Here is a 20,421-nt window from a genome sequence, read left to right as displayed (position 1 = left end):
CCACGATGACGGCTCGTGAAAAAGCCCAATGTGGCGATTCGCGCCGTTTTATGGTGAACATCAACACCACACACAAGACCCGACATTCGGCCCCATGACAAGGAAAGCCACGGCAGGCCGAGGGGTTCGGACTTGTGCTCGGGCACGGCAGCCCGGCGGTGGCCAAACCATACAACCCCATAGAAGGAGAAGAGCATGTTAGGCATCAATATCGCCGACGTGATCAATGTGATCGCATCGTTGCGCACGCAGCTCATCGCGATCGGCGTGGCGTTGGTGATCGCGCTGCTGGTCACGTTCATCGTCAACAAGCGCACCGTGAAGGAACAAAGCGTGCGCAAGCTCGTGCACAGCGAAACCTGGATCGCCGCCGCCGTGGCCATGATTGTGGCCGTGAGCATGATGCTGTTCGGGCCGTTAAGCACCACGCTGTCGCTGCTCTCCGGCGGCGGGCAGCTGTCCGAGGAGACGATGGCCCGCGCCAACGAGATGGCCGTCGACATCCAGCGCGAAGGCATCGTGATGCTGCAGAACGACGACGACCTGCTGCCGCTCGGAACCGGCCAGGTGAACGTGTTCGGATGGGCCTCCACCAATCCGATCTACGGCGGTTCCGGTTCCGGATCGCTTAACGACCAGTACGACACCACCTCCATCCTCGAAGGGTTGAACGAAGCCGGCGTCGAAACGAACACCGAACTGTCGCAGTTCTACACCGACTATCGCGCCGACCGCCCGGCCATGAGTGTGTTCAGCCAGGACTGGACCCTGCCGGAGCCGCCCGCCTCCACCTACTCCGATGATCTGCTCTCCAACGCGCGCGACTTCTCCGACACCGCGGTCGTCGTGCTCGCCCGTCCGGGCGGCGAAGGCGCCGATCTGCCGCACCGTATGGGCGACATCGCCGAGACCGGCCCCGGCGAGGAGACCGACAGCGGCGAGGGCGACGCGAACGCCGTCGCCGGACAGATGGGCGGCGACGTGGTCTACCACAATAACTCCAACGACTATCAGGACTTCGCCGACGACCAAGGCTATCTGACCCTCTCCCAGAGCGAGACCGATATGATCGACCTCGTCACCGAGAACTTCGACAACGTGGTGCTCGTCTACAACGGCGCCAACGACTTCGAACTCGATTTCGTGAACGACTATCCGCAGATCAAGTCCGTGCTGTGGTGCCCGTCCGCCGGACAGACCGGTTTCGCCGCCCTCGGCGAGGTGCTCTCCGGTGCCACGAACCCCTCCGGACACTCCACCGACACCTTCGTGCGCGACTTCTCGCTCACCCCGTGGTACAACAACATCGGCAACTTCACCTACGACAACATGGACGAGTTCAACGCCACCTCGTTCACCGGCACCAGCACCCCCACCTTCGTGAACTACGTCGAAGGCATCTACGTCGGCTACCGCTACTATGAGACGGCCGCCGAAGAAGGTGCGATCGATTACGATGCGGTGGTGCAGTATCCCTTCGGTTATGGTCTGTCCTACACCACTTTCTCTCAGGAGATGGGTGAGGTGACCTATGCCTCCGACGGCACGATCAGCTTCGATGTGACCGTGACGAACACGGGTGATGTGGCCGGTAAGGATGCGGTCGAGGTGTTCTACAATCCGCCGTACACCAACGGCGGCATCGAGAAGGCATCCGCGAACCTTATCGACTTCGCCAAGACGGACGAGCTTGCCCCGGGCGAATCGCAGACCATCTCGGTCGAATTCAACGACGAGGACATGGCCTCCTACGACTATGAGGGTGCCCGTGCCTACGTGCTCGAATCCGGCGACTACGGCATCTCGATCCGGTCCGACTCCCACACCATCATCGAGGAGCAGACCGTGACCGTGCCGGAAACCATCACCTACTCCGGCGAGAACATGCGCTCCAGCGACCAGACCGAAGTCACCAACGTGTTCGACGATGCCGCCGGCGACGTGACCTACCTGTCGCGCGCCGACCACTTCGCCAACTACGACGAGGCCACGGCCGCGCCGAGCAGCTACTCCATGCCCGAGGAGTACAAGGCCACGTTCATCAACGCCTCGAACTACGAGAACGAGAACGACGAGTCCGATGAAATGCCGACCACCGGCGCGAACAACGGCATCGACCTGTACGAGCTGTACGGCAAGGACTACGACGACCCCATGTGGGACGACCTGCTCGACCAGCTCACCTTCGACGACATGGACACGCTGATCGCGACCACCGGATACAACAACGCCGCCATCTCCAAGATCAACAAGCCCCAGCAGTCCGACGTGGACGGCCCCGCCGCGCTGAACAACAACTTCACCGGCGTCGGCTCCATCGGTCTGCCCGCCAGCACCGTCGTGGCCAACACCTTCAATCCGGAGCTGGCCACCGAATACGGCGAGATCATCGGCGATATGGCGCATGAGATCAACGTGACCGGCTGGTACGCCCCCGCCATGAACATCCACCGTTCCGCCTACGCGGGCCGCAACTTCGAGTACTTCTCCGAAGATCCGCTGCTCTCCGGCGTGATGGCCGCCAACGAGAACGCCGGCGCCGCCAGCAAGGGTGTGTATGGATTCATCAAGCACTTCGCGCTCAACGACCAGGAGACCAACCGCAACTCCATGATCTGCACCTGGGCTGATGAGCAGACGATCCGCGAAATCTACCTGAAGCCATTCGAGATGGCGGTCAAGGATGGCGAAGCCACCGCGGTGATGAGCTCCTACAACTACATCGGCACCCGTTACGCCGGCGCGCATTCGGGCCTGCTCAACACGGTGCTGCGCGACGAATGGGGCTTCCGCGGATTCGTGGAGACCGACTACTTCGGTGGCCTTGGCTACCAGGTGGCGGACCAGATCATCCGCAACGGCGGCGACGCGATGCTCGCCACCACGGACACCACCAACCACATCACCGACCACAGTGCCACCTCGCTGATCGCCATGCGCACCGCGACCCACAACATCCTCTACACCGCGGTGAACAGCTGGATCTACGAGAACGGACAGCCCGAAGTGACCACCCCGACCTGGCAGTACATCTACTACGCCGCCACCGGCGTGCTGGGTCTGCTGCTGATCGCCGCCGAGGTCGTGGCCATCCGCCGCTTCCTCAAGCGCCGCCAAGCTGCGGTGACGGTATCCGCCGAATAATTCGGCAGTTCCCCTCTCCGTCATCCTGAGTGGAGCGTAGCCTCATCCTCCGTCATCCTGAGCGGAGCGCAGCGAAGTCGAAGGATCTCTTGTCTGGCAACAGCGGAGATCCTTCGACTTCGTTCGTTTCACTCACTCCGCTCAGGATGACGAGGGTGTTGCGTTCGGAATGACAAAGCTGTCTGTTGCGTTCGGAATGACAAGGAATCGGGAATGACGTTGATGTCGGTTCCGTCGTCATGCCGAGCGTAGTCGAGGCATCTCATTCCCGATAACGAATCTATAGCCATGCCTCACAGATATGAGTCGGCATCGTTCATAGGTATTTGATATGCCGACTGCGCGATGCCTATGGTAAAGCCAATCCAAACCATTCCATACCTCGTGCAAGGCGAAAAACCATGTCTCAACCATCATCCGAATCCCGTGTGGCGAACCTGCGCATCTTCCTGCTGGCGGTCGGCGCGTTCGGCCTGATCAACACCGAGATGGGCGTCACCGGAATCCTGCCCGCGGTGGCGAGCGAATACGGCGTCACCGTGGCGACGGCCGGCCTGCTCGTGAGCCTGTTCGCCTTGGCCGTCGCGTTCTCCGGCCCCGTGGCACCCTTGCTATGCTCCCGCTTCCGCCGCAAAACGGTGATGATGGCCTCGCTCGCCGTATTCACCGTATGCAGCTTCGCCTCCGCATTCGTCTCCAGCTTCCCGCTGATGCTGGTGTTGCGCGTGATTCCGGCGATCATGCAGCCGGTATACACCTCCTTCGCCTTCTCCGAAGCCGCCGCCGCGGTGAGTCCGAAGGACGCGCCCAAAGCTACCGCGAAGGTGATGATGGGCGTCTCCGCCGGCATGGTGTTGGGCGTGCCCTGCGTGAACTGGATCGTCTCGATGAGCTCCGTGCGTGTGGGCATGCTGTTCTTCGCCGCCGTCAATGGATTCGCACTGTTGTCCTTGCTATTCGGTCTGCCCAGTGGTGAGCGTCCGCAGGCGATGTCATACGGCAGCCAGCTGCGGCATCTTCTGGAAGGGGAGACGTGGCTCGCCATCCTCGGCGTGGTGGCGCTCAACGGCGCGGTGTTCGGCGTGTTCAGCTATCTGTCCGAGTATCTCGGCACGGTCGCCGGCCTGCGACCGTCCACCATCAGCCTGATGCTGCTGGCATACGGTCTGATGAATATCGTGGGCAATATGATCGCGGGGAACGCGCTGACCCGATCGCCGCGCCGTTTCGCCTGCATGCTGCCTATTCCAATCGCCGTGATGTTCGCGCTGTTCTTCGCGTTCGGCGCGTTGACGGTGCCGGTGGCTGTGATTCTGATCGTGCTGGGCGTACTGGCCGGTTGCGTCGGCAACGTCAACCAGTACTGGATCTCCAGCGTGATGCCCGACGCTCCGGAATTCGCCAACGGCCTCTTCCTCGCCGCCACCAATCTGGGCACGATGATCGGCACGCAATTGGTCGGCATGCTGATCGATTCCGTCGGCTCCCAAGTGATTCCTCTCGGCGGCATCGCCATGCTGGCGGTCGCCCTGCCCCTGTTGCTCGCACGCGTCGCTCCGCAGGCGCGCGGCATACTGCGTGCCCATCGCCAGCGGGCGAACGCCTGAACCATGCGCCTCTGCGTACCGGTCAATCTCTTATAAGGAGCTATGCGATGAACCAGTCGAACATCTTCCGCAACACCATCGGCGGCGCGTTTCGCGTGCTGACTGCCATACTGGCGTGCGCGGCGCTGCTTCTGGTCGCCGGATGCGGCGTGCGGAACGAATCGGTGGGGGAGAGCGGTTCCGGAACCGACTCGTCGCAATCGTCCGCAACACAAGACGAATCCGGCGGTACCGACGCCGAATCCGAATCCAATGCCGACGACTCCGCTGCTAACGGCGATACTGGAAGCGACGATACTTCGGAAAGCGAGCAGATAATGAACGCCATTACCATCACCGTCAACGGACAATCCTTCTCGGCGACTCTGGCCGACACCGAAGCCGCCCGCGCCTTCGCCGAACGGCTCCCGCTCACGCTGGAGATGGACGACCTGCACGGCAATGAAAAATACCATTATCTCGACGAATCCTTGCCCACGAACGCTTCGAATCCCGGAACCATCCACGCCGGCGACCTGATGCTGTTCGGCTCCGACTGTCTCGTGCTGTTCTACGAGACCTTCCAAACCTCCTACTCCTACACCCGCATCGCCTCCATCGGCGACCCGGCCTCTTTAGCCTCTGCCGTCGGCCGCGGCAGCGTGACCGTGACCTTCGCTAACTGAAACAACCCTTTCTGTTTACAGGGATAACCGCAATGGTTGTTTCTATTGGGTGCTCGGTCCGAGACGGATGGCTGCCTCTTCGCTAAGAAACGCGGGGAAGCGCCGTGTCATACTGTGCGGCGGTATGGTGTGCCTATGCAAGAGATGCAGAAGGTGCTGTGTGCTCGGAATATGTCGTGCGATATGCCGTCGTCCCACGGCGAGGCAAGTGTGTTCCAAAGGCTGTCGCTGTCGCTTGGCCGGGGTGAGATCGTCGATCTGGTCGGCCCGTCCGGCTCCGGCAAAAGCAGTTTGCTGACCGCGTTGGCCCGATTGAATCCGCATGCGACCGGAGATATGGCGCTTGAGGAGCGGCCGGCGGAGGAGTTCACGCCGCAGCAGTGGCGTCGCCGTGTGGCCTATCTGCCGCAGAAGCCGACGCTGATCGGCTCCAGCGTGGGTGAGGCGATCCGTCTGCCATGGACGTTGGCGGTGCGCAAGGAAACGGGCTCTTCGATGAGGAATCAGCTCGTGGGACGGGGAGCGCGCGCCGGTCGCGAGGCGGACGTTCTCTTGCCGGACGAGCGAATTCGTGAATTGTTGGATGCCGTCGGCTGCACGGATGTTGAACTGTCCCGCCCGGTGCATGATCTGTCCGGTGGACAGGCCGCCCGCGTCAGTCTGGCGCGCACGCTGCTCACCCAGCCGACGGTGCTGTTGGCCGACGAGGTCGATGCCGGATTGGATGATGACAACGCGCGTTTGGTGGCCGACGTGCTGGCCGAAGCCGCCGGGCGAGGCATGGCGGTGATGCGCATCCGGCATCGTCCGCCGGATGGAAGGGCGACACGCATCCTTAGACTGGCGGATGGCGAGCTGACTGATCTGGCGGATTTGACCGGTGCGATCTCACCGGTCGGTTCGTTCGATGAAGCCGAAGAAAGAGTCGTTGCAAACGGTGCGGGAGATACGACGGTTGAGGAGGCGCGCGGATGAGCGGCACGACCTATGTCATCGATATCTGGGGTCTGTTGGTGGCGATGCTGATGGTGACCGTCGCGGCCGCCGTGTCGGGAGTCATGCGTATGGGCGTCGGCCGAACGTTGTTGTGGTCGGCATGCCGGGCATTGCTGCAATTGTGCGCGATGGGCTTCGTCATGGGGTTCGTGATCAGGGCGAACAATCCATGGCTGGTGTTTGCTCTGATCGCCGTGATGGTGGTCGCCGGTGTGCAAATCACGCTTTCGCGAGCCAAAGGCGTGCCGAAAGGGCTTACTGGGCCGGTATTGCTCAGCTTGGTGGTCACGATGGCCATAATGATCGCCGTGGTGGCCGAGCTCATCGTCCGTCCGCAGCCGTGGTATGCGCCGCAGCTGGTGGTGCCGCTCACCGGCATGCTGCTGGGCAACACGGTGAGCGCCCTAGCGGTGGGATTGAGTCGGTTCTACGAAAGCATGGGGGAGCGGCGCGATGAGATCGACACTCTGCTGGCGCTCGGCGCAACCACGTGGGAGGCGGCACGTCCGTCGGTGGTCTCGTCGATTCGACTCGGCCTGCTGCCGACCACCGCATCGTTGGCGTCCAGCGGCATCGTCACGATTCCCGGCATGATGGCAGGCCAGGTCATTGCCGGAGGGGATCCGTTCGACGCCGCCAAATACCAGTTCGTGATCCTCACCGCTATCGCCGCGCTGACTCTGCTCGCCGACAGCCTCATCATGCTGATGGTCTACAAAACCTGCTTCACCGCAGATGACAGGTATCGGTTGCCGGCGGCGTGATGGGTGTGCTTCTGACCGTTATCGATAGCGTCGATACGCCGAATTATCCCGCCGGTTGCGCGATGTCTACATGGCTGAAATCAAAAAAAGTGTTTCAGTGCGATATCAAACGCTTGAAGAAAAGCATGCAGATAGTGAGGACTGTCGGTTTCTTGACCGTTAGTCCATATCCTGTTCCCATTCGCGCAGCGTGTGCACTAGTGACGGAACATGCCGTGGTGCGGTCAGTCGCGTTGGGCGAGCTGTCGGACGTGGTCGAGTTGGTCGAGCACGCGCTGGGGTTGCCCTTCGAGAGGAAAGTCATGCCGGTCGAGTGCGCCGTCGAGTTCGCCCGCGCCGTCCGACTGGAGCGCGGCGAACATCGGCGTCAGCTCCGCGTTGGACTGTCCCGCGCCGGATTCGGCCACGAGTTCCAGCGTCTTGCCGAGCGCCTGGTCGTCGCTGAGCGCGGCTACCAGCACCTGCGCGATTTGCTGGCGCGCCACGACGCCGTCCGCAGGTGTGCCGGCGCGGCCGGTATCGCCCTGCAGGAATGTCAGACGATGCTCGTCCGGCCTGTTGTAGTCGAACCAGCCGGGGCGCACGATAGTGTACGGGTTGCCGCTCGCGCGGACCAGCCATTCGCCGCGGCGCTTCCAATCATGCGCTTGGGTGGAGGCGTTGTAGTTGGTGTCCATGTTGGTCACTCCCAGCGCGGACATGAGCACGATGCGCACCTTGCGTCCGTCGAGCACGTTCAGCACGTTGCGCACCGCGCCGTAGTCCACGGATTCCATCTGCGCGGCGTTGCCGTTGCTGCCGTGGGTGAAGACGATGGCATCCACGCCGTCGAGCGCCGGTCCAAGCGTCTCTGGATCGGTGAGCTGGCCTTCGACAATCTGCGCGGCCGTGGGCAGATGCGCGGTTCGGGCGTCGCGCACCAGCGCGCGTACGTCGAATCCCTGCTTGATGCCCTCGCTGACCGCCAGTCGTCCGATGCTGCCGGTTGCGCCGACGAACAATACACGTTTCACGTTCATGATGTGTCCTTTCTTGGGATGTGCTCCAGTGGAATAGACCATAGAAATCATCCGGAAAAGATACAAATACGTGAGATTGGCATTTCGATATGCGCTTACTGCATATAGCGCCGTTGCCGAGACTCCGCTTAAATGTGGTTCTCCAGTCCGAGAAGAAGGGGCGGTCTTTGTGGTGCGTTATATGGCGTAGGCTGGTTCGATGTTATCCGGATGGTCGAGAAGATCCCGCATCACCTCAAGAAACGCCTCGGCAGGCCGCGACAGCGGCTGGTTCTTCTTCCATGCGAGACTGGTGCGTATCGTCCGCTCGGGAAACAGCGGAAGGAAGGCGAGCCCGTCGTCCAGGTACGGAGTGAGGACGCTTTCGCAGCACAGCGCGTTTCCGAATCCTCGACGCACCAGATAGACGGCATTGTGCGGAAGATTCATGGTGCCTGCGATTTGGAAGCTGTTGTCTCCGCGTTGAATCTGCGCGAAGACGTCGTTGCGGCTCAACGAGCCTTTGGGTAGGAGGACCGTCATATCCTTCAGTTGCTCCACGGTGATGAACCGTTCGTTCGCGAGCGGATGGTCGGCCCGCACCAGCATGCCCAGACGGTCCCGTTCCGGCATTTCCAGATAATCGTAGGCGCTCATGTCAAGCGGCTGCACCAGCAGACCGAAGTCGGCGAGCCCGTTGTTGAGTTCGTCGATTATGTCGTCGCTGTAGGCGTCCTGCAGATGCACCTGAATGCCGGGATGGCGTCGACGCAGGCGGGTGAGCGCTTTGGCGACGGTGTCCATGGCGTTGATCTCAGCCGCGGCGATGTGCAGATCGCCTGCGATGGTCTCGCTGATGGTGAGTTCCGCCGTGGCCTTGTCGGACAATGCGAGAATCTCGCATGCGCGGCGGTAGAACATCCTACCTTCGCGGGTGAGCTCCAGAGCGCGGCTGCGCGATCCGCGCACGAACAGCACCGTGCCGAGCTCCTGTTCGAGACTTTTGATCTGGCGCGACAGCGTGGGCTGGTTGATGCGCAGCACATCGGCCGCCGCGGTGATGCCTTCCTCGCGTACGGCGGTCACGAACGCGCGTAAAGCCCGGGTCTCCAACGGAACGCCACCTCCCTATGCGTGTGTTTGAGCGCTACCCGTATGGTACCTCGCTTGCCGCCGCGAGACCTTCCGCTCCAACCGGATCACCAAGCGAACGGGTCGGTACGGTCGGTTAGAGCGTCATTCAAATGCGGCGGCGCTATGCAGCCGTATGCCTGAGAGGCATCAGATGGGACAGGCTTAGCCGATATGAATCATGGATTTGATGGCGCGGCGTTCATCCATCGCCTCGTAGGCGTCCTGCACATGGTCGAGGTCGAACGAGGCGGTGAATACTTTGCCTGGCTCGATCTCGCCGTTGAGCACGGCGGGCAGCAGCACGTTCCTGTCATAGGTAATGGCCGAGGCCGGGCCGCCCCTAAGGCCGACGTTGCGCCAGAACAGGGCGTTGACGTCCAGCTTCGACGCATCGATATGAGGCACGCCCACACGTCCGACCGTGGCGCCCGCTCCGGCGACCGCCAGCGCGGTCAGCGTGGATTGCTCCGAACCGACACATTCGAGCACGGAGTCGGCACCGTCGCCGTCGGTGAGTTCCATAACGCGTTCCACGGCTTCGTCTCCACGCTCCGGCACGATATCGGTGGCCCCGAACTCGCGCGCCACCGCCTGGCGGTCGGCGTGGCGGCTCATGGCGATGATGCGTTTCGCTCCGAGCAACTTCGCGCTCAGCACACCGCATAGGCCCACCGCTCCGTCGCCGAACACCACGGCCGTGCTGCCGGGCTTGACCTCGGCGCTGACGGCGGCGTGATAGCCGGTGGCCATCACATCGGCCAAAGCGAGCAGCGAGGCGCGCATGTCGGCGGAATAGTCGTCCGGTGTTCCGGGAATTTTGACCAGTGCGGTGTCCGCGTTGGTCGCGCGCATGATTTCGGCCTGATAGCCGGCGTTGCCGCCCGGCTCCACATTGGGGCAGTTCGCGTCGAAGCCGGCTTTGCAAGCCGCGCAGTGTCCGCATCCGTGGGTGAACGGCACGATGACGAAATCGCCCGGTTTAATCTCGCGCACATCAGCGCCGACCTTTTCGACGATGCCGATGGACTCGTGCCCGACGAGCGAGCCGTGCTGGCGCTGGGAAATGCCTCGGAACCACCACAGGTCCGATCCGCATACGCAGGCGTCGAGCACGCGCACGATGGCGTCGGTCGGCTTCTCGATCACAGGTTCCGGCATGTCATGGACCTCCATAACACCCGGTTCCACGAATACGGCTGCTTTCATTGTCTACGCTCCTTCATCGATGCCGTACAGCCGTGCGGATGGCACGGCTTTCGCTGACCTTATCCGCCGGTAGCGGTTACCGGTCAAATCGTGACATGCCTGGTGAAGAGATCCTTCGACTCCGCTGCGCTTCGCTCAGGATGACGGCACTGCACTTCAGTACTGGTAATCCGGCGCGAGCAGGGACATCAGCGTCTGGTCGTGGTGGTGGACCAGTTCGCTGTCGTCGTCGAGCAGCATGGTCGCGCCGGACTCGCGGGTGTAGGGCTCCCATTCGGGCAGGCCGTCCGCGGCGGGCACGCCGTCGCGCGCGAAACTCACCCACGCCTGGCTGATGCGGTCGGCCAGTGCGTCGCCACTCAGATTGTCGAAGACGTAGGGGATCTCCGCGCCATGGTATGACCCCATCACGCCGTTGGAGTGGGTGAACACGTAGGCGTACACGTTCGCTCCTCCTTGATCGGCCTTATGCGACATGATTTTGAGCATCGGCAGTCGGATCAGCGTGTCCACCCGGCTGGCCTCGAGCCCGCTGACGTTGGGATACGCCTCTTCGACGGCCACTGCGATGGCATCGGTGTCGTTTTGGGGTACGTCGGTCGGTGCGCTCATGCCCGTCCATTCGTTGAGATTGCTGCCGATCAGCAACGTCACGTCCTCGCCTGCGGCCGCGAAGGAATCGTCGGTGACGGGATTCGTGGGCAGGAAGTCGCCGTCCACGACCGGCCCCCATTCCATCTGATAGCCGCTGCCTAAGGGTGCCGGAATCTGGTATTCGTTCGCGGTGGTCTGCAATGCGGAGGTCGCGGCGTCCTGCAGGTCGGACACCGACACGGTCTGCAAGTCCTCGATGTTCTCGGCGGTGATGTTCAGATTATCCAGAATATGTTCGGTCAGCGTCTGGCTCTGCTCCTTGGTGGCGAAGGTGACGCCCATCGTTTCGGTGGCGCCGCTTTGCACGATGGCCTTGCTGAACAGCCCCTTGGCGCTCGGCGCACTCATCAGGGCGAGCTGTTTGGCGCCGCCGCCGGATTGTCCGAACAGGGTCACGTTGCTCGGGTCGCCGCCGAAGGATTCGATGTTCTCCTGGATCCATTCGAGGGCGGCGATGATGTCGGTGACTCCCACATTGCCGGAGTCCGCGTATTCCTCGCTATACGCCGACAGGTCGAGATGCCCGAACACGTTGAGACGGTGGTTGACTCCCACCACGACCACGTCGCCGCTGGCGCTGAGGTTCGCGCCGTCGTAGTTGCGCTCGTTGGCCGAACCGGTGGAGAACCCGCCGCCGTGCAGCCACACCATCACCGGGCGGCGTTCGCCGTCGTTGATGCCGGGCGTCCAGATGTTCAGATTCTGGCAGTTGTTGTCCGCGGAATCATCGTCTTCGGATGCGGACATGCCAAGCATGGAACCTTGCGGCGAGGTCGCGCCGTACGAATTGGTGGTGAGCACGCCATCCCACGGTTCGACCTCCTCGGCGGGAACGAAGCGTTTGCTCGCCTGCGCGTATGGCACGCCGAGATAGCGGTACACATCGCCTTGCATGGCGCCCTGCACATCGCCCGCCTCGGTTTGCACGATGGTGTTGGATGAGGTCGGCAGATCCTGATATGCCGGCGGCGAGGGGAAACTCCGGCGGATGACAACGACGATGACAAGAGCGATGACAACGAGCACCGCCACGATGGACGTGATGACGATCGCTATTTTCTTCTTGCGACTCATCGGCGTACGTACTGATGCGTTCATGACGGCAAAACCTCGTTCCTGATTGTGATTCCCGCCAAACACGACGGAAGGATATGCGCCAAGTGTATGGAGTCAGATCATGGCTCCGTAAGGCGGATATGCGGTTGCTCTATAAAAAACCTGCATCATGCTATTCACTATCCGCATAGCATGATACGACGTTTCGCGAGACGACGGCCGGTCGCGCGCCTTAGTATGGCGACATCTCCCCACCGCCAGCCGTCCATCGGCATGCCGGTGGGGCTGGTCAATCCCAACGCAACTCAAAGGAGAGAGCAGATGCTCAGTATCAATTGGAGCGATGTGATCAACGTGCTCGCATCCGTGACGCCGCATCTCATCGCGATCGGCGTCGCGCTGGTCATCGGCATCGTCGTGACGGTCGCCGTCAACAAGCGCACCGTGCAGGCCGCATCCGTGCGCAAACTCGTGCACGGCGAAACCTGGCTGGCGGTGCTGGTCGCCGCCGTGGTCGCCGTGGCGCTGATGCTGTACGGACCGTTGTTCAGCCTGCTGAACAACGCCACCGCCGAACGCCACACCCTGCAGGACAGCACGGTCGCCGCGGCCAACGACCTCGGCCCGCGCATCCAAGACGAAGCCATCACCCTGCTGAAGAACGACGATGGAGCCCTGCCGCTGGCGGCCGGCAATATCAACGTGTTCGGTTGGGCCTCCACCAATCCCGTCTACGGCGGCACCGGATCCGGCGCATTGTCGGACACCTATCCCACCGTCTCGCTGATCGACGGACTCGAGCAGGCGGGATTCAGCGTCAATCAGGATCTCACCGGCCTGTACACCTCCTATCGCGCCGACCGTCCCGAAGTGAGCCTGTTCGCCCAGGATTGGACGCTGCCCGAAGTGCCGGCCTCGCAGTACGGCGACCTCATCGCCGACGCTACAGACTTCTCCGACACCGCCGTCATCGTGCTCGCCCGCGTGGGCGGCGAGGGCGCCGACCTGCCGACCAACATGAAGGCCGAAGGCATCACCTACACCAACAATTCCGAGGATTACGAGGACTATCAGGCCGGGCAGCACTTCCTCGAACTCAGCCAGACCGAGCGCGACATGATCGACTTGGTCACCTCGAACTTCGAGAACGTGACGCTGGTTTACAATGGCGCGAACACCTTCCAGCTCGACTTCCTCGACGACTATCCGCAGATCACCTCCGTACTGTGGTGCCCGCCCGCCGGACAGGCCGGATTCACCTCGCTCGGCGCGGTGCTCGCCGGCGACGTGAACCCCTCCGGCAAGACTTCCGACACCTTCGTGCGCGATCTGACCGCCACTCCCAGCTTCAACAACTTCGGCAACTTCGCCTTCGACAATATGGAGGAATTCCAGATTCCCGAAGACGATCCGTTCGCGGCCAACGCCGTGCCTACCTTCGTCAACTATGTGGAAGGCATCTACATCGGCTACAAGTTCTACGAGACGGCCGCCGACGAAGGCCTCATCAACTACGACGAAGCCGTGCTCTACCCGTTCGGCTACGGTCTGAGCTACACCACCTTCAGTCAGGAGATGGGCGAGGTGACCTACGCTTCCGACGGTACGATCAGCTTCGACGTGACCGTCACCAACACGGGCGACGCGGCTGGCAAGGACGTGGTCGAGGTCTACTACAACCCGCCCTACACCAACGGCGGCATCGAAAAGGCCTCCGCGAATCTGGTGGCCTTCGACAAAACCGACGAGCTCGCTCCGGGCGAATCGCAGACGCTGACCGTCGAGTTCACCGACGAAGACATGGCCTCCTACGATGAGAACGACGCCGAAGCGTATGTGCTCGAACAGGGCGACTACGCGGTGTCCATCAATACCGATTCGCATACCGTGATTGCGGAGCAGACCGTGACCGTGCCCGAAACCATCGTCTACGACGAGTCCAACCCGCGTTCCGACGATCAGGTCGCCGCCACCAACCAGTTCAGCGACGCGGCCGGCGACGTGACCTATCTGTCCCGTGCGGACGGTTTTGCGAACTACGCCGAGGCCACCGCCGCGCCGAGCACCTACTCACTGGCCGACGAATACAAGGCCAACTTCGAGAACAACGGCTCCTACGATCCGGCCGACCACAACAATGCGGACGACGTGATGCCGACCACCGGTGCCGACAACGGCGTGCGTCTGGCCGACCTGTACGGCGCCGACTACGACGACACGCTGTGGGACGACCTGCTCGACCAGCTCACCTTCGATGAGATGGACACGCTGATCGCGCTCGGCGGCTACGGCACCCAAGCCATCGATTCCATCGGCAAAATCGCGCTCACCGACCTCGACGGTCCGGCTTCGCTGAACAACAACTTCACCGGCGTCGGCTCCGTGGGCTTCCCCTCGTCCACCTCGTTCGCCTGCACCTGGAATCAGGATCTGGCCCGCGAATTCGGTGAAATCATCGGCGACATGGCCCACGACATGGACGCCTCCGGCTGGTACGCGCCGAGCATGAACCTGCATCGTTCCGCGTTCGGCGGCCGCAACTTCGAATACTATTCGGAGGATCCGCTGCTCACCGGCACGATGGCGGCCACCGAAGTGGCGGGCGCGCGCTCGCGCGGCGTGTACTCCTTCATGAAGCATTTCGCGCTCAACGATCAGGAGACCAACCGCTGGGCGATGCTCACCACATGGTCAAACGAGCAGGCCATCCGCGAAGCCTATCTCAAGCCGTTCGAGATGTCCGTCAAGGACGGTGGCGCGCAGGCCGTGATGAGCGCCTACAACTACATCGGCGTGACCTACGCCGCCGCCTACGCGCCGCTGCAGCAGACGGTGCTGCGCGACGAATGGGGCTTCAACGGCATGGTGCTCTCCGACTATTTCGCAGGCTTCGGCTTCCAGAACGCCGACCAGATGATCCGCAACGGCAACGACATCATGCTCTCCACCACGGACGTGACCAACCATGTGACCGACCGTTCCGCCACTTCGGTGATCGCCATGCGCAACGCGGCGCACAACATCCTGTACACCGCGGTCAACAGCTATCACTATGAGAACGGCGAGCCCGCGCGGACGATTCCGATCTGGCAGACCATCACCTGGGTCGCGGTGGGAGCGCTCGGCCTGCTGGTCATCGGCCTTGAAGTCGTGTCCATCCGACGCTTCATCCGCCGTCGTCGCGAGGAGGGCGCAGTCTCCGCCTCCGTGACGAGCGAGGCCTGATAATCCTTCTCATCCATTGCATTGCCTGACGTGGCGTCCGGGGTACCTCCATTCCCCGGACGCCACGTCTTTTTCTTTTACGAGCGGGATGCCACGGCCGAAAGGAATACGTTGAGGAAGTCGGCGTCGTCGGCGCGGCATACGCCATGGAATTCCGCGGTGGCGTCGGCGTCGACGATTCTCACGAGTTTGCGGTCGCGGACCGGGCGCTCGTAGATGCGGATGGATTCCTGCGTGACGAAGTACAGCAGGTCGGTGGTCTGCGCGATGGCGGTGAACGATTCGGAATCGGATTGGCGCAGCAGACGCGAGGCCGGCAGCCGTTCGCGGCACACCTCCTCCCAGAAGCCGATGCCGTCGAGCAGCAGAATGTTGTATCCGTTGAAGTCCTTGAACTGGATCTCGTCGAATCTCGCCAGCGGATGGGCGTGCGGAACCGCCAGATACAGCGTCTCCGTCATAAAAGGAGCGCCGATGAGATTCAGCTCATCCAAAGTCTCCTTGAGGGGATAGTTGAATATGGCCAGCCGGTAGGTGCCGTCCGCCACGCCTTCAAGCATGTCGGAGTCGGGTTTCATCTCGCTGGACACCGTCATATCGGGATGCAGGCGCGAAAGAATCCGGGACGCCTCCCACAGCGGAGCCGGCGCGCAGGATGCCACGGCGATGGTATGGCGGCTGCGGTCGTATTCGCGCACACGGCGCATCATCTCGTCGTGCATGTCAAGCAGCCGGTTTGCGTATTCGACCGCCATCTCGCCGTTCTCGTTCAATGCGATGGTGTTGCGGTCGCGCTCGAACAGCGGCACCTTGAATTCGCTTTCCAGCCGACGCATCGTGCGGCTGAGCGACGGCTGCGACATATGCAGACTGCGGGCGGCACCGGACAGCGTCCCCTTCTTTGCGAACGCGACCAGCTGTTCGAGATCCTCCATATCCGACATACCCCATGACTGTACACCATGTGGATGCGCCGGTCGACGCCGCCCGCCCATAGCCGTCGGCCGAATCGGGTCAGGAATTCCCGCGGATCCGGCTGCCGCCGAACACGTCCAGATCCATATGGTCCAGGGCTTCGTCAATGGCGTGGATCTCGTCGGCGGTGAGCGTCACCTGCGAGGCGGCGAAATTCTCCCGCAGACGCTCGGGCTTCCTTGAGCCGGGGATGGGGATGATCCACGGCTTCTTGCACAGCATCCACGCCAGTGAGATCTGCGCGGCGGTGGCCTGCTTATCGCGGGCCAGTCGTGCGATCAGTTCGGTGAGCCCTTGCGCTTTGCGTCGGCCTTCCTCGCTGAACTGCGGCATGGCGGCGCGGTAGTCCGCCGCGTCCGTGAACGTGGTTGCGGCATCGTAGCTGTTGGTGAGGAATCCATTGGCCATGGGGGAGAACGCCACCAGCGCGACATTCAGTTCCTCCAAAGTCTTGAACAGCGATTCGTGCCAGCGGGCCATCATCGAATACCGGTTCTGCACGGCGGCCACGGGGCAGACCGCGTGGGCGCGACGCAGATAGGCCTCGTCGGCCTCGGAAATGCCCCATGCGCGGATCTTGCCTTCGCGGATGAGTTCGCCCATGACCTCCGCCACCGTCTCCGGAGAGGTCTTGGGGTCGATGCGGTGCTGGTAGTAGAGGTCGATGGTGTCGACGCCCAGGCGTTTCAGACTGCCCTCGACCGATTTGCGAATGCTCTGAGGCGAGCTGTCGACCATGAGCGTGCGATCCGGCGCGATCGCGATGCCGAATTTCGTGGCGACCACAACGTCGCTTCCCATGCCGCGAATCGCCTCGCCCACCAATTCCTCGTTGTATGCCGTGCGTCCGTCGGCATCGATGCCCGTATAGCTTTCCGCGGTGTCGAAGAACGTATATCCCATCTCGTAGGCCTCATGCAGCACGCGGACCGCTTGGCCCTGATCCATGGGAGCGCCGTAGCCGTGGGTGAACCCCATGCAGCCCAGCCCCAGCGGAGACACCACGATCTTCGATCCGCCAAGCATCCTTTGTGATGTGTTCCGCTCGCCCATAGCTGTCCCCTCCGTCATGTGTTCGCTGTGTTTTCGCTGTTCCGCGGTTCCGTCGGCAATGCGCGTGGCGCAAGTGTGCCGCGGCACCGGCCGATTCCGTTCGCTATGAGTTCATGCTATGCGCCTGTACGCGTCCGGCGCGTAAGGATTCGGCAATCGCCCATACGCAATGCGCATAGCTCCATACGGCGGCGGCATAGGCCACGAGAGCTGAACCTGATCAGCAACCTTTCGGTATAACGGCACCGGTCGTGAGGGTTGAGTCCGACCATCATCCTCTCGGCATGGCGGTATGGCATCGGTGTGAATGTTTTCAGGAGTCCTCTACGCGCATTGTCCTTCTCTAGCGTGGATGAATCGCCACTTACTGTCGGATTGCCCACGCCAGGCGCTTCCCCAACGTGGATAAGTTGGTAGTAGGTGGCGATTCATCCACGCTAAGCACGTTCTCAACGTGGACAAGTTGGTAGTAAGTGACGATTCATCCACGATTGGCACTCTCAACGTGGATAAGTTGACAGTAGGTGACGATTCATCCACGTTTAGCGCACTCTCAGCGTGGATGAGCTGACAGTAGGTGGCGACTCATCCACGCTTAGAGTCCTCAGCGTGGATGAAATGCCACATGCCGACGATTCGTCCACACTGAAATCCTCTCAGTGTGGACGAATCGACACTTACTGACAGCCCATCCACGCTGGATGGTTGGCTCTGTTACAGATTTAGGCTGGCGACCCAGTCCTGAACATCCGATTCGGATGCGCTGGATGAGAAGCGCTGACCTTCCTGCCAGTCGCCGGTGCCGGCGAGTTCGGCCAGTTGGGTGGCGCTTGAGCCGAGTCCCGAGCTGGTGGAGGTGCAGAACGGAATCACCGTCTTGCCGGTGAAATCGTTCGCCTCTACGAATCCGTTGACCGGCCACGCGGCGACGGCCCACCAGATCGGATAGCCGATGAACACAGTATCGTAGGAATCCCAGTTGGGCACTTCGGTGGTCGTCAGTTCCACATCGCGCTGGTCGGGATTGTCATGCTCGCGCACGACGCGGCTGTCATCGTTCGTCCAGTTGAGGTCGTCGTCCGTATACGGTTCGGATGGAGTGATCACGAAGATGTCGGCGCCGGCGGCATCGGCGACGGCGTTCGCCACCTCCTCCGTATGGCCTTGGGCCGAATAGTAGACCACGAGCGTCGATCCGTCGCCGCTGGTGGTGGGGGTGTCGGTGGTCGTCGACGAGTCGGACTGGGATGCGGCGGAATCCTGCGCGTCGGACTGCGAGGTTCCTCCGCAGGCGGCGAGACTGGCGGCGAGTACGATGCTCATGGCCGCCGCTGCGATTTTCTTCATGGGAATCATCCTCCTAAAAGTCGGTTGCGGTGGATGGTTCGACCATAGATTCCGGTAACCGCTACCGGTCAAATTCGCGGCACGCTGTGAGCGAACATCACCGTAAAGCTCCAACGAGGTGACGTTCGGCGGGGAGCTCCGGCTCGTTGAACGCGGCAAGCTCCTCGGGCATCGCGGCATCCGGGTCGTCGACCTCGATGAGATTGCTGTAGTACTTGGTGCGCCTCTCGAGCACACCGTTGTAGAATTCCTGCTTCGCATCGATATAGTCGATGCTGCGCTGGATCTCGGCCATGCGCTGTTCGAGAATCTGCCGCTTGGCCTCCAGAATCTGTTTGCGTTCGGGAATCGAGGACTCGCCCTGCAGGCACAGGTCGAGGTATTCCTTCATTTCCGCGGTTCCCATGCCGCAGGCGCGTAGGCAGTTGAGGGCTCCGATCCAGGCGATGTTCTTCTCGTCGAACACGCGACGGTTGTTCTCGTCCCGGCGCACGTTGGGCACCAACCCCGCCTTGCAGTAGAACTTCAGCGTTTCGTAGCTCATGTTGACGAGTTTGCATGCTTCTTTCATCGAATACATCGTCGCATCCTTCCGCAACGGCGTGTCGCCGATTTGACCGGTAGCCACTACCGGCTCCTATGCTCAACGATAACACGGCAACACAAACGAGCAAGGAGTTCATATGAACAACATCACCCTGAGCAACGGCGTGGAAATCCCCCAACTGGGATTCGGCGTCTTCCAGATTCCGCAGGAGCAGACCGCGCAGGCCGTGCGCGATGCGATCGAGGTCGGATACCGCCATATCGACACCGCCCAGTCCTATTTCAACGAGAAGCAGGTGGGCGAGGGTATCGCCACCAGCGGAATCGACCGCAAGGAACTGTTCGTCACCACCAAGGTGTGGATCGAGCATTACGGCTACGAGAACGCCAAGGCCTCGCTTGAGGAATCCTTCAAGAAGCTCGGCCTCGACTACATCGACCTGGTGCTGTTGCATCAGCCCTTCGCCGACTATTACGGCGCATGGCGAGCCCTCGAGGAGTTCTACCGCGAAGGCCGCATCCGCGCCATCGGTGTGAGCAACTTCAATCCCGGACGTCTCGCCGACATCGCCGCGTTCAACGAAATCGCCCCGATGGTCAACCAAGTCGAGACCAACCCGTTCCACCAGCAGACCGCCGCGCATGAGAACATGGTCGCCCGCCATGTGGCGCATGAGGCGTGGGCGCCGTTCGGCGAGGGCCGCAACGGTCTGTTCGACAATCCCGTGCTCGCCCGCATCGGCGAGGCTCACGGCAAGTCCGTGGCCCAGGTCACGCTGCGCTGGCTGATGCAGCGCGACGTCATCGCCCTGGCCAAGTCCACCCACAAAGAGCGCATGGCCGAAAACCTCGATATTTTCGATTTCGAGCTGACCGCCGACGAGATGGCCGCCATCGCCGAACTCGACAACCGTTCCAGCCTGTTCTTCGACCACGACGCCCCCGAAACGGTGGACCTTTTCGTCGAGATGGTCGCCGCCCGTCACGGCAAGGCCTGACGGTTGCGTTTGAGCGGCATGTCTCAATTTGACCGGTAGCGGCTACCGGAGAG

At 61.8% G+C, this 20,421-nt stretch carries 15 protein-coding genes; 7 read left to right on the top strand and 8 right to left on the bottom strand.

All coding sequences use genetic code 11. The features are described 5' to 3' along the window. Positions 1–195 precede the first annotated feature (195 nt). The 5 genes from AC1AV0_RS06115 to AC1AV0_RS06095 all read left to right on the top strand — a co-directional run bounded on the left by AC1AV0_RS06115 (position 196) and on the right by AC1AV0_RS06095 (position 7,176). A complete protein-coding gene (locus tag AC1AV0_RS06115) occupies positions 196–3,144 on the top strand; it encodes a glycoside hydrolase family 3 N-terminal domain-containing protein (RefSeq protein WP_476572130.1) in 2,949 nt (982 codons plus the stop codon). Between the two features lie 401 nt (positions 3,145–3,545). Further along, on the top strand, positions 3,546–4,751 hold the full coding sequence (locus AC1AV0_RS06110) for an MFS transporter (RefSeq protein ID WP_476572128.1): 1,206 nt from the start codon (positions 3,546–3,548) through the stop codon (positions 4,749–4,751). A 47-nt stretch (positions 4,752–4,798) separates the two neighbouring features. Further along, positions 4,799–5,416, top strand: a complete 618-nt coding sequence (locus AC1AV0_RS06105; protein ID WP_476572126.1) for a cyclophilin-like fold protein — start codon at positions 4,799–4,801, stop codon at positions 5,414–5,416. Positions 5,417–5,560: 144 nt separating this feature from the next. Next, entirely contained in the window at positions 5,561–6,391 is an 831-nt protein-coding gene (locus AC1AV0_RS06100) for an ABC transporter ATP-binding protein (RefSeq protein ID WP_476572235.1), read from the top strand. Beyond that, positions 6,388–7,176 carry an ABC transporter permease gene (locus AC1AV0_RS06095; protein ID WP_476572123.1) on the top strand — a complete coding sequence of 263 codons (789 nt, stop codon included), beginning with the start codon at positions 6,388–6,390 and terminating at the stop codon, positions 7,174–7,176. The genes AC1AV0_RS06100 and AC1AV0_RS06095 overlap by 4 nt, the downstream gene beginning before the upstream one ends. A gap of 224 nt (positions 7,177–7,400) precedes the next feature. On the opposite strand, the gene AC1AV0_RS06090 is transcribed toward AC1AV0_RS06095, so the two are convergent. The 4 genes from AC1AV0_RS06090 to AC1AV0_RS06075 all read right to left on the bottom strand — a co-directional run bounded on the left by AC1AV0_RS06090 (position 7,401) and on the right by AC1AV0_RS06075 (position 12,266). After that, positions 7,401–8,195, bottom strand: a complete 795-nt coding sequence (locus AC1AV0_RS06090; protein WP_476572120.1) for an SDR family oxidoreductase — start codon at positions 8,193–8,195, stop codon at positions 7,401–7,403. A gap of 177 nt (positions 8,196–8,372) precedes the next feature. After that, on the bottom strand, positions 8,373–9,287 hold the full coding sequence (locus tag AC1AV0_RS06085; protein WP_476572118.1) for a LysR family transcriptional regulator: 915 nt from the start codon (positions 9,285–9,287) through the stop codon (positions 8,373–8,375). Positions 9,288–9,470: 183 nt separating this feature from the next. Then, positions 9,471–10,514 carry a zinc-dependent alcohol dehydrogenase family protein gene (locus tag AC1AV0_RS06080; RefSeq protein ID WP_476572116.1) on the bottom strand — a complete coding sequence of 348 codons (1,044 nt, stop codon included), beginning with the start codon at positions 10,512–10,514 and terminating at the stop codon, positions 9,471–9,473. Between the two features lie 156 nt (positions 10,515–10,670). Then, complete coding sequence (locus AC1AV0_RS06075; protein WP_476572114.1) at positions 10,671–12,266, bottom strand: carboxylesterase/lipase family protein; 1,596 nt, start codon at positions 12,264–12,266, stop codon at positions 10,671–10,673. Positions 12,267–12,545: 279 nt separating this feature from the next. Here AC1AV0_RS06075 and AC1AV0_RS06070 point away from each other — a divergent pair, with 279 nt between their 5' ends. After that, positions 12,546–15,449, top strand: coding sequence for a glycoside hydrolase family 3 N-terminal domain-containing protein (locus tag AC1AV0_RS06070; RefSeq protein ID WP_476572112.1), 2,904 nt, complete (start codon positions 12,546–12,548; stop codon positions 15,447–15,449). A 77-nt stretch (positions 15,450–15,526) separates the two neighbouring features. Here the strand turns inward: AC1AV0_RS06070 and AC1AV0_RS06065 are convergent, their stop codons facing one another. From AC1AV0_RS06065 to AC1AV0_RS06050, 4 genes are all read right to left on the bottom strand, one after another. Beyond that, positions 15,527–16,393 (bottom strand): LysR family transcriptional regulator, encoded by an 867-nt coding sequence (locus tag AC1AV0_RS06065; protein WP_476572110.1) that lies wholly within the window; start codon positions 16,391–16,393, stop codon positions 15,527–15,529. 70 nt (positions 16,394–16,463) lie between these two features. Then, the gene (locus AC1AV0_RS06060) at positions 16,464–17,477 is read right to left on the bottom strand and encodes an aldo/keto reductase (protein ID WP_476572108.1); all 1,014 of its coding nucleotides are present in this window, start codon (positions 17,475–17,477) and stop codon (positions 16,464–16,466) included. Positions 17,478–18,191: 714 nt separating this feature from the next. Continuing rightward, positions 18,192–18,824, bottom strand: coding sequence for a flavodoxin (locus tag AC1AV0_RS06055; RefSeq protein ID WP_476572106.1), 633 nt, complete (start codon positions 18,822–18,824; stop codon positions 18,192–18,194). A gap of 97 nt (positions 18,825–18,921) precedes the next feature. Beyond that, positions 18,922–19,452, bottom strand: coding sequence for a MerR family transcriptional regulator (locus tag AC1AV0_RS06050; RefSeq protein ID WP_476572104.1), 531 nt, complete (start codon positions 19,450–19,452; stop codon positions 18,922–18,924). A gap of 55 nt (positions 19,453–19,507) precedes the next feature. On the opposite strand from AC1AV0_RS06050, the gene AC1AV0_RS06045 reads away from it, so the two are divergent. Further along, the gene (locus AC1AV0_RS06045) at positions 19,508–20,368 is read left to right on the top strand and encodes an aldo/keto reductase (RefSeq protein WP_476572102.1); all 861 of its coding nucleotides are present in this window, start codon (positions 19,508–19,510) and stop codon (positions 20,366–20,368) included. The last annotated feature ends 53 nt before the right edge of the window (positions 20,369–20,421 follow it).

The sequence above is a fragment of the Bifidobacterium sp. LH_558 genome (genome assembly GCF_056356295.1).
Note: the sequence above shows the minus strand (reverse complement) of the source record. Positions and strands in the feature narration are given on the sequence as shown.

What these genes read in the sequence shown, in the direction of transcription:
- AC1AV0_RS06115 (WP_476572130.1), top strand. Translation starts at nt 196, where the DNA reads ATGTTAGGCATCAATATCGCCGACGTGATCAATGTGATCGCATCGTTG.
- AC1AV0_RS06110 (WP_476572128.1), top strand. Translation starts at nt 3,546, where the DNA reads ATGTCTCAACCATCATCCGAATCCCGTGTGGCGAACCTGCGCATCTTC.
- AC1AV0_RS06105 (WP_476572126.1), top strand. Translation starts at nt 4,799, where the DNA reads ATGAACCAGTCGAACATCTTCCGCAACACCATCGGCGGCGCGTTTCGC.
- AC1AV0_RS06100 (WP_476572235.1), top strand. Translation starts at nt 5,561, where the DNA reads ATGCAGAAGGTGCTGTGTGCTCGGAATATGTCGTGCGATATGCCGTCG.
- AC1AV0_RS06095 (WP_476572123.1), top strand. Translation starts at nt 6,388, where the DNA reads ATGAGCGGCACGACCTATGTCATCGATATCTGGGGTCTGTTGGTGGCG.
- AC1AV0_RS06090 (WP_476572120.1), bottom strand. Translation starts at nt 8,195, where the DNA reads ATGAACGTGAAACGTGTATTGTTCGTCGGCGCAACCGGCAGCATCGGA.
- AC1AV0_RS06080 (WP_476572116.1), bottom strand. Translation starts at nt 10,514, where the DNA reads ATGAAAGCAGCCGTATTCGTGGAACCGGGTGTTATGGAGGTCCATGAC.
- AC1AV0_RS06075 (WP_476572114.1), bottom strand. Translation starts at nt 12,266, where the DNA reads ATGAACGCATCAGTACGTACGCCGATGAGTCGCAAGAAGAAAATAGCG.
- AC1AV0_RS06070 (WP_476572112.1), top strand. Translation starts at nt 12,546, where the DNA reads ATGCTCAGTATCAATTGGAGCGATGTGATCAACGTGCTCGCATCCGTG.
- AC1AV0_RS06065 (WP_476572110.1), bottom strand. Translation starts at nt 16,393, where the DNA reads ATGTCGGATATGGAGGATCTCGAACAGCTGGTCGCGTTCGCAAAGAAG.
- AC1AV0_RS06060 (WP_476572108.1), bottom strand. Translation starts at nt 17,477, where the DNA reads ATGGGCGAGCGGAACACATCACAAAGGATGCTTGGCGGATCGAAGATC.
- AC1AV0_RS06055 (WP_476572106.1), bottom strand. Translation starts at nt 18,824, where the DNA reads ATGAAGAAAATCGCAGCGGCGGCCATGAGCATCGTACTCGCCGCCAGT.
- AC1AV0_RS06045 (WP_476572102.1), top strand. Translation starts at nt 19,508, where the DNA reads ATGAACAACATCACCCTGAGCAACGGCGTGGAAATCCCCCAACTGGGA.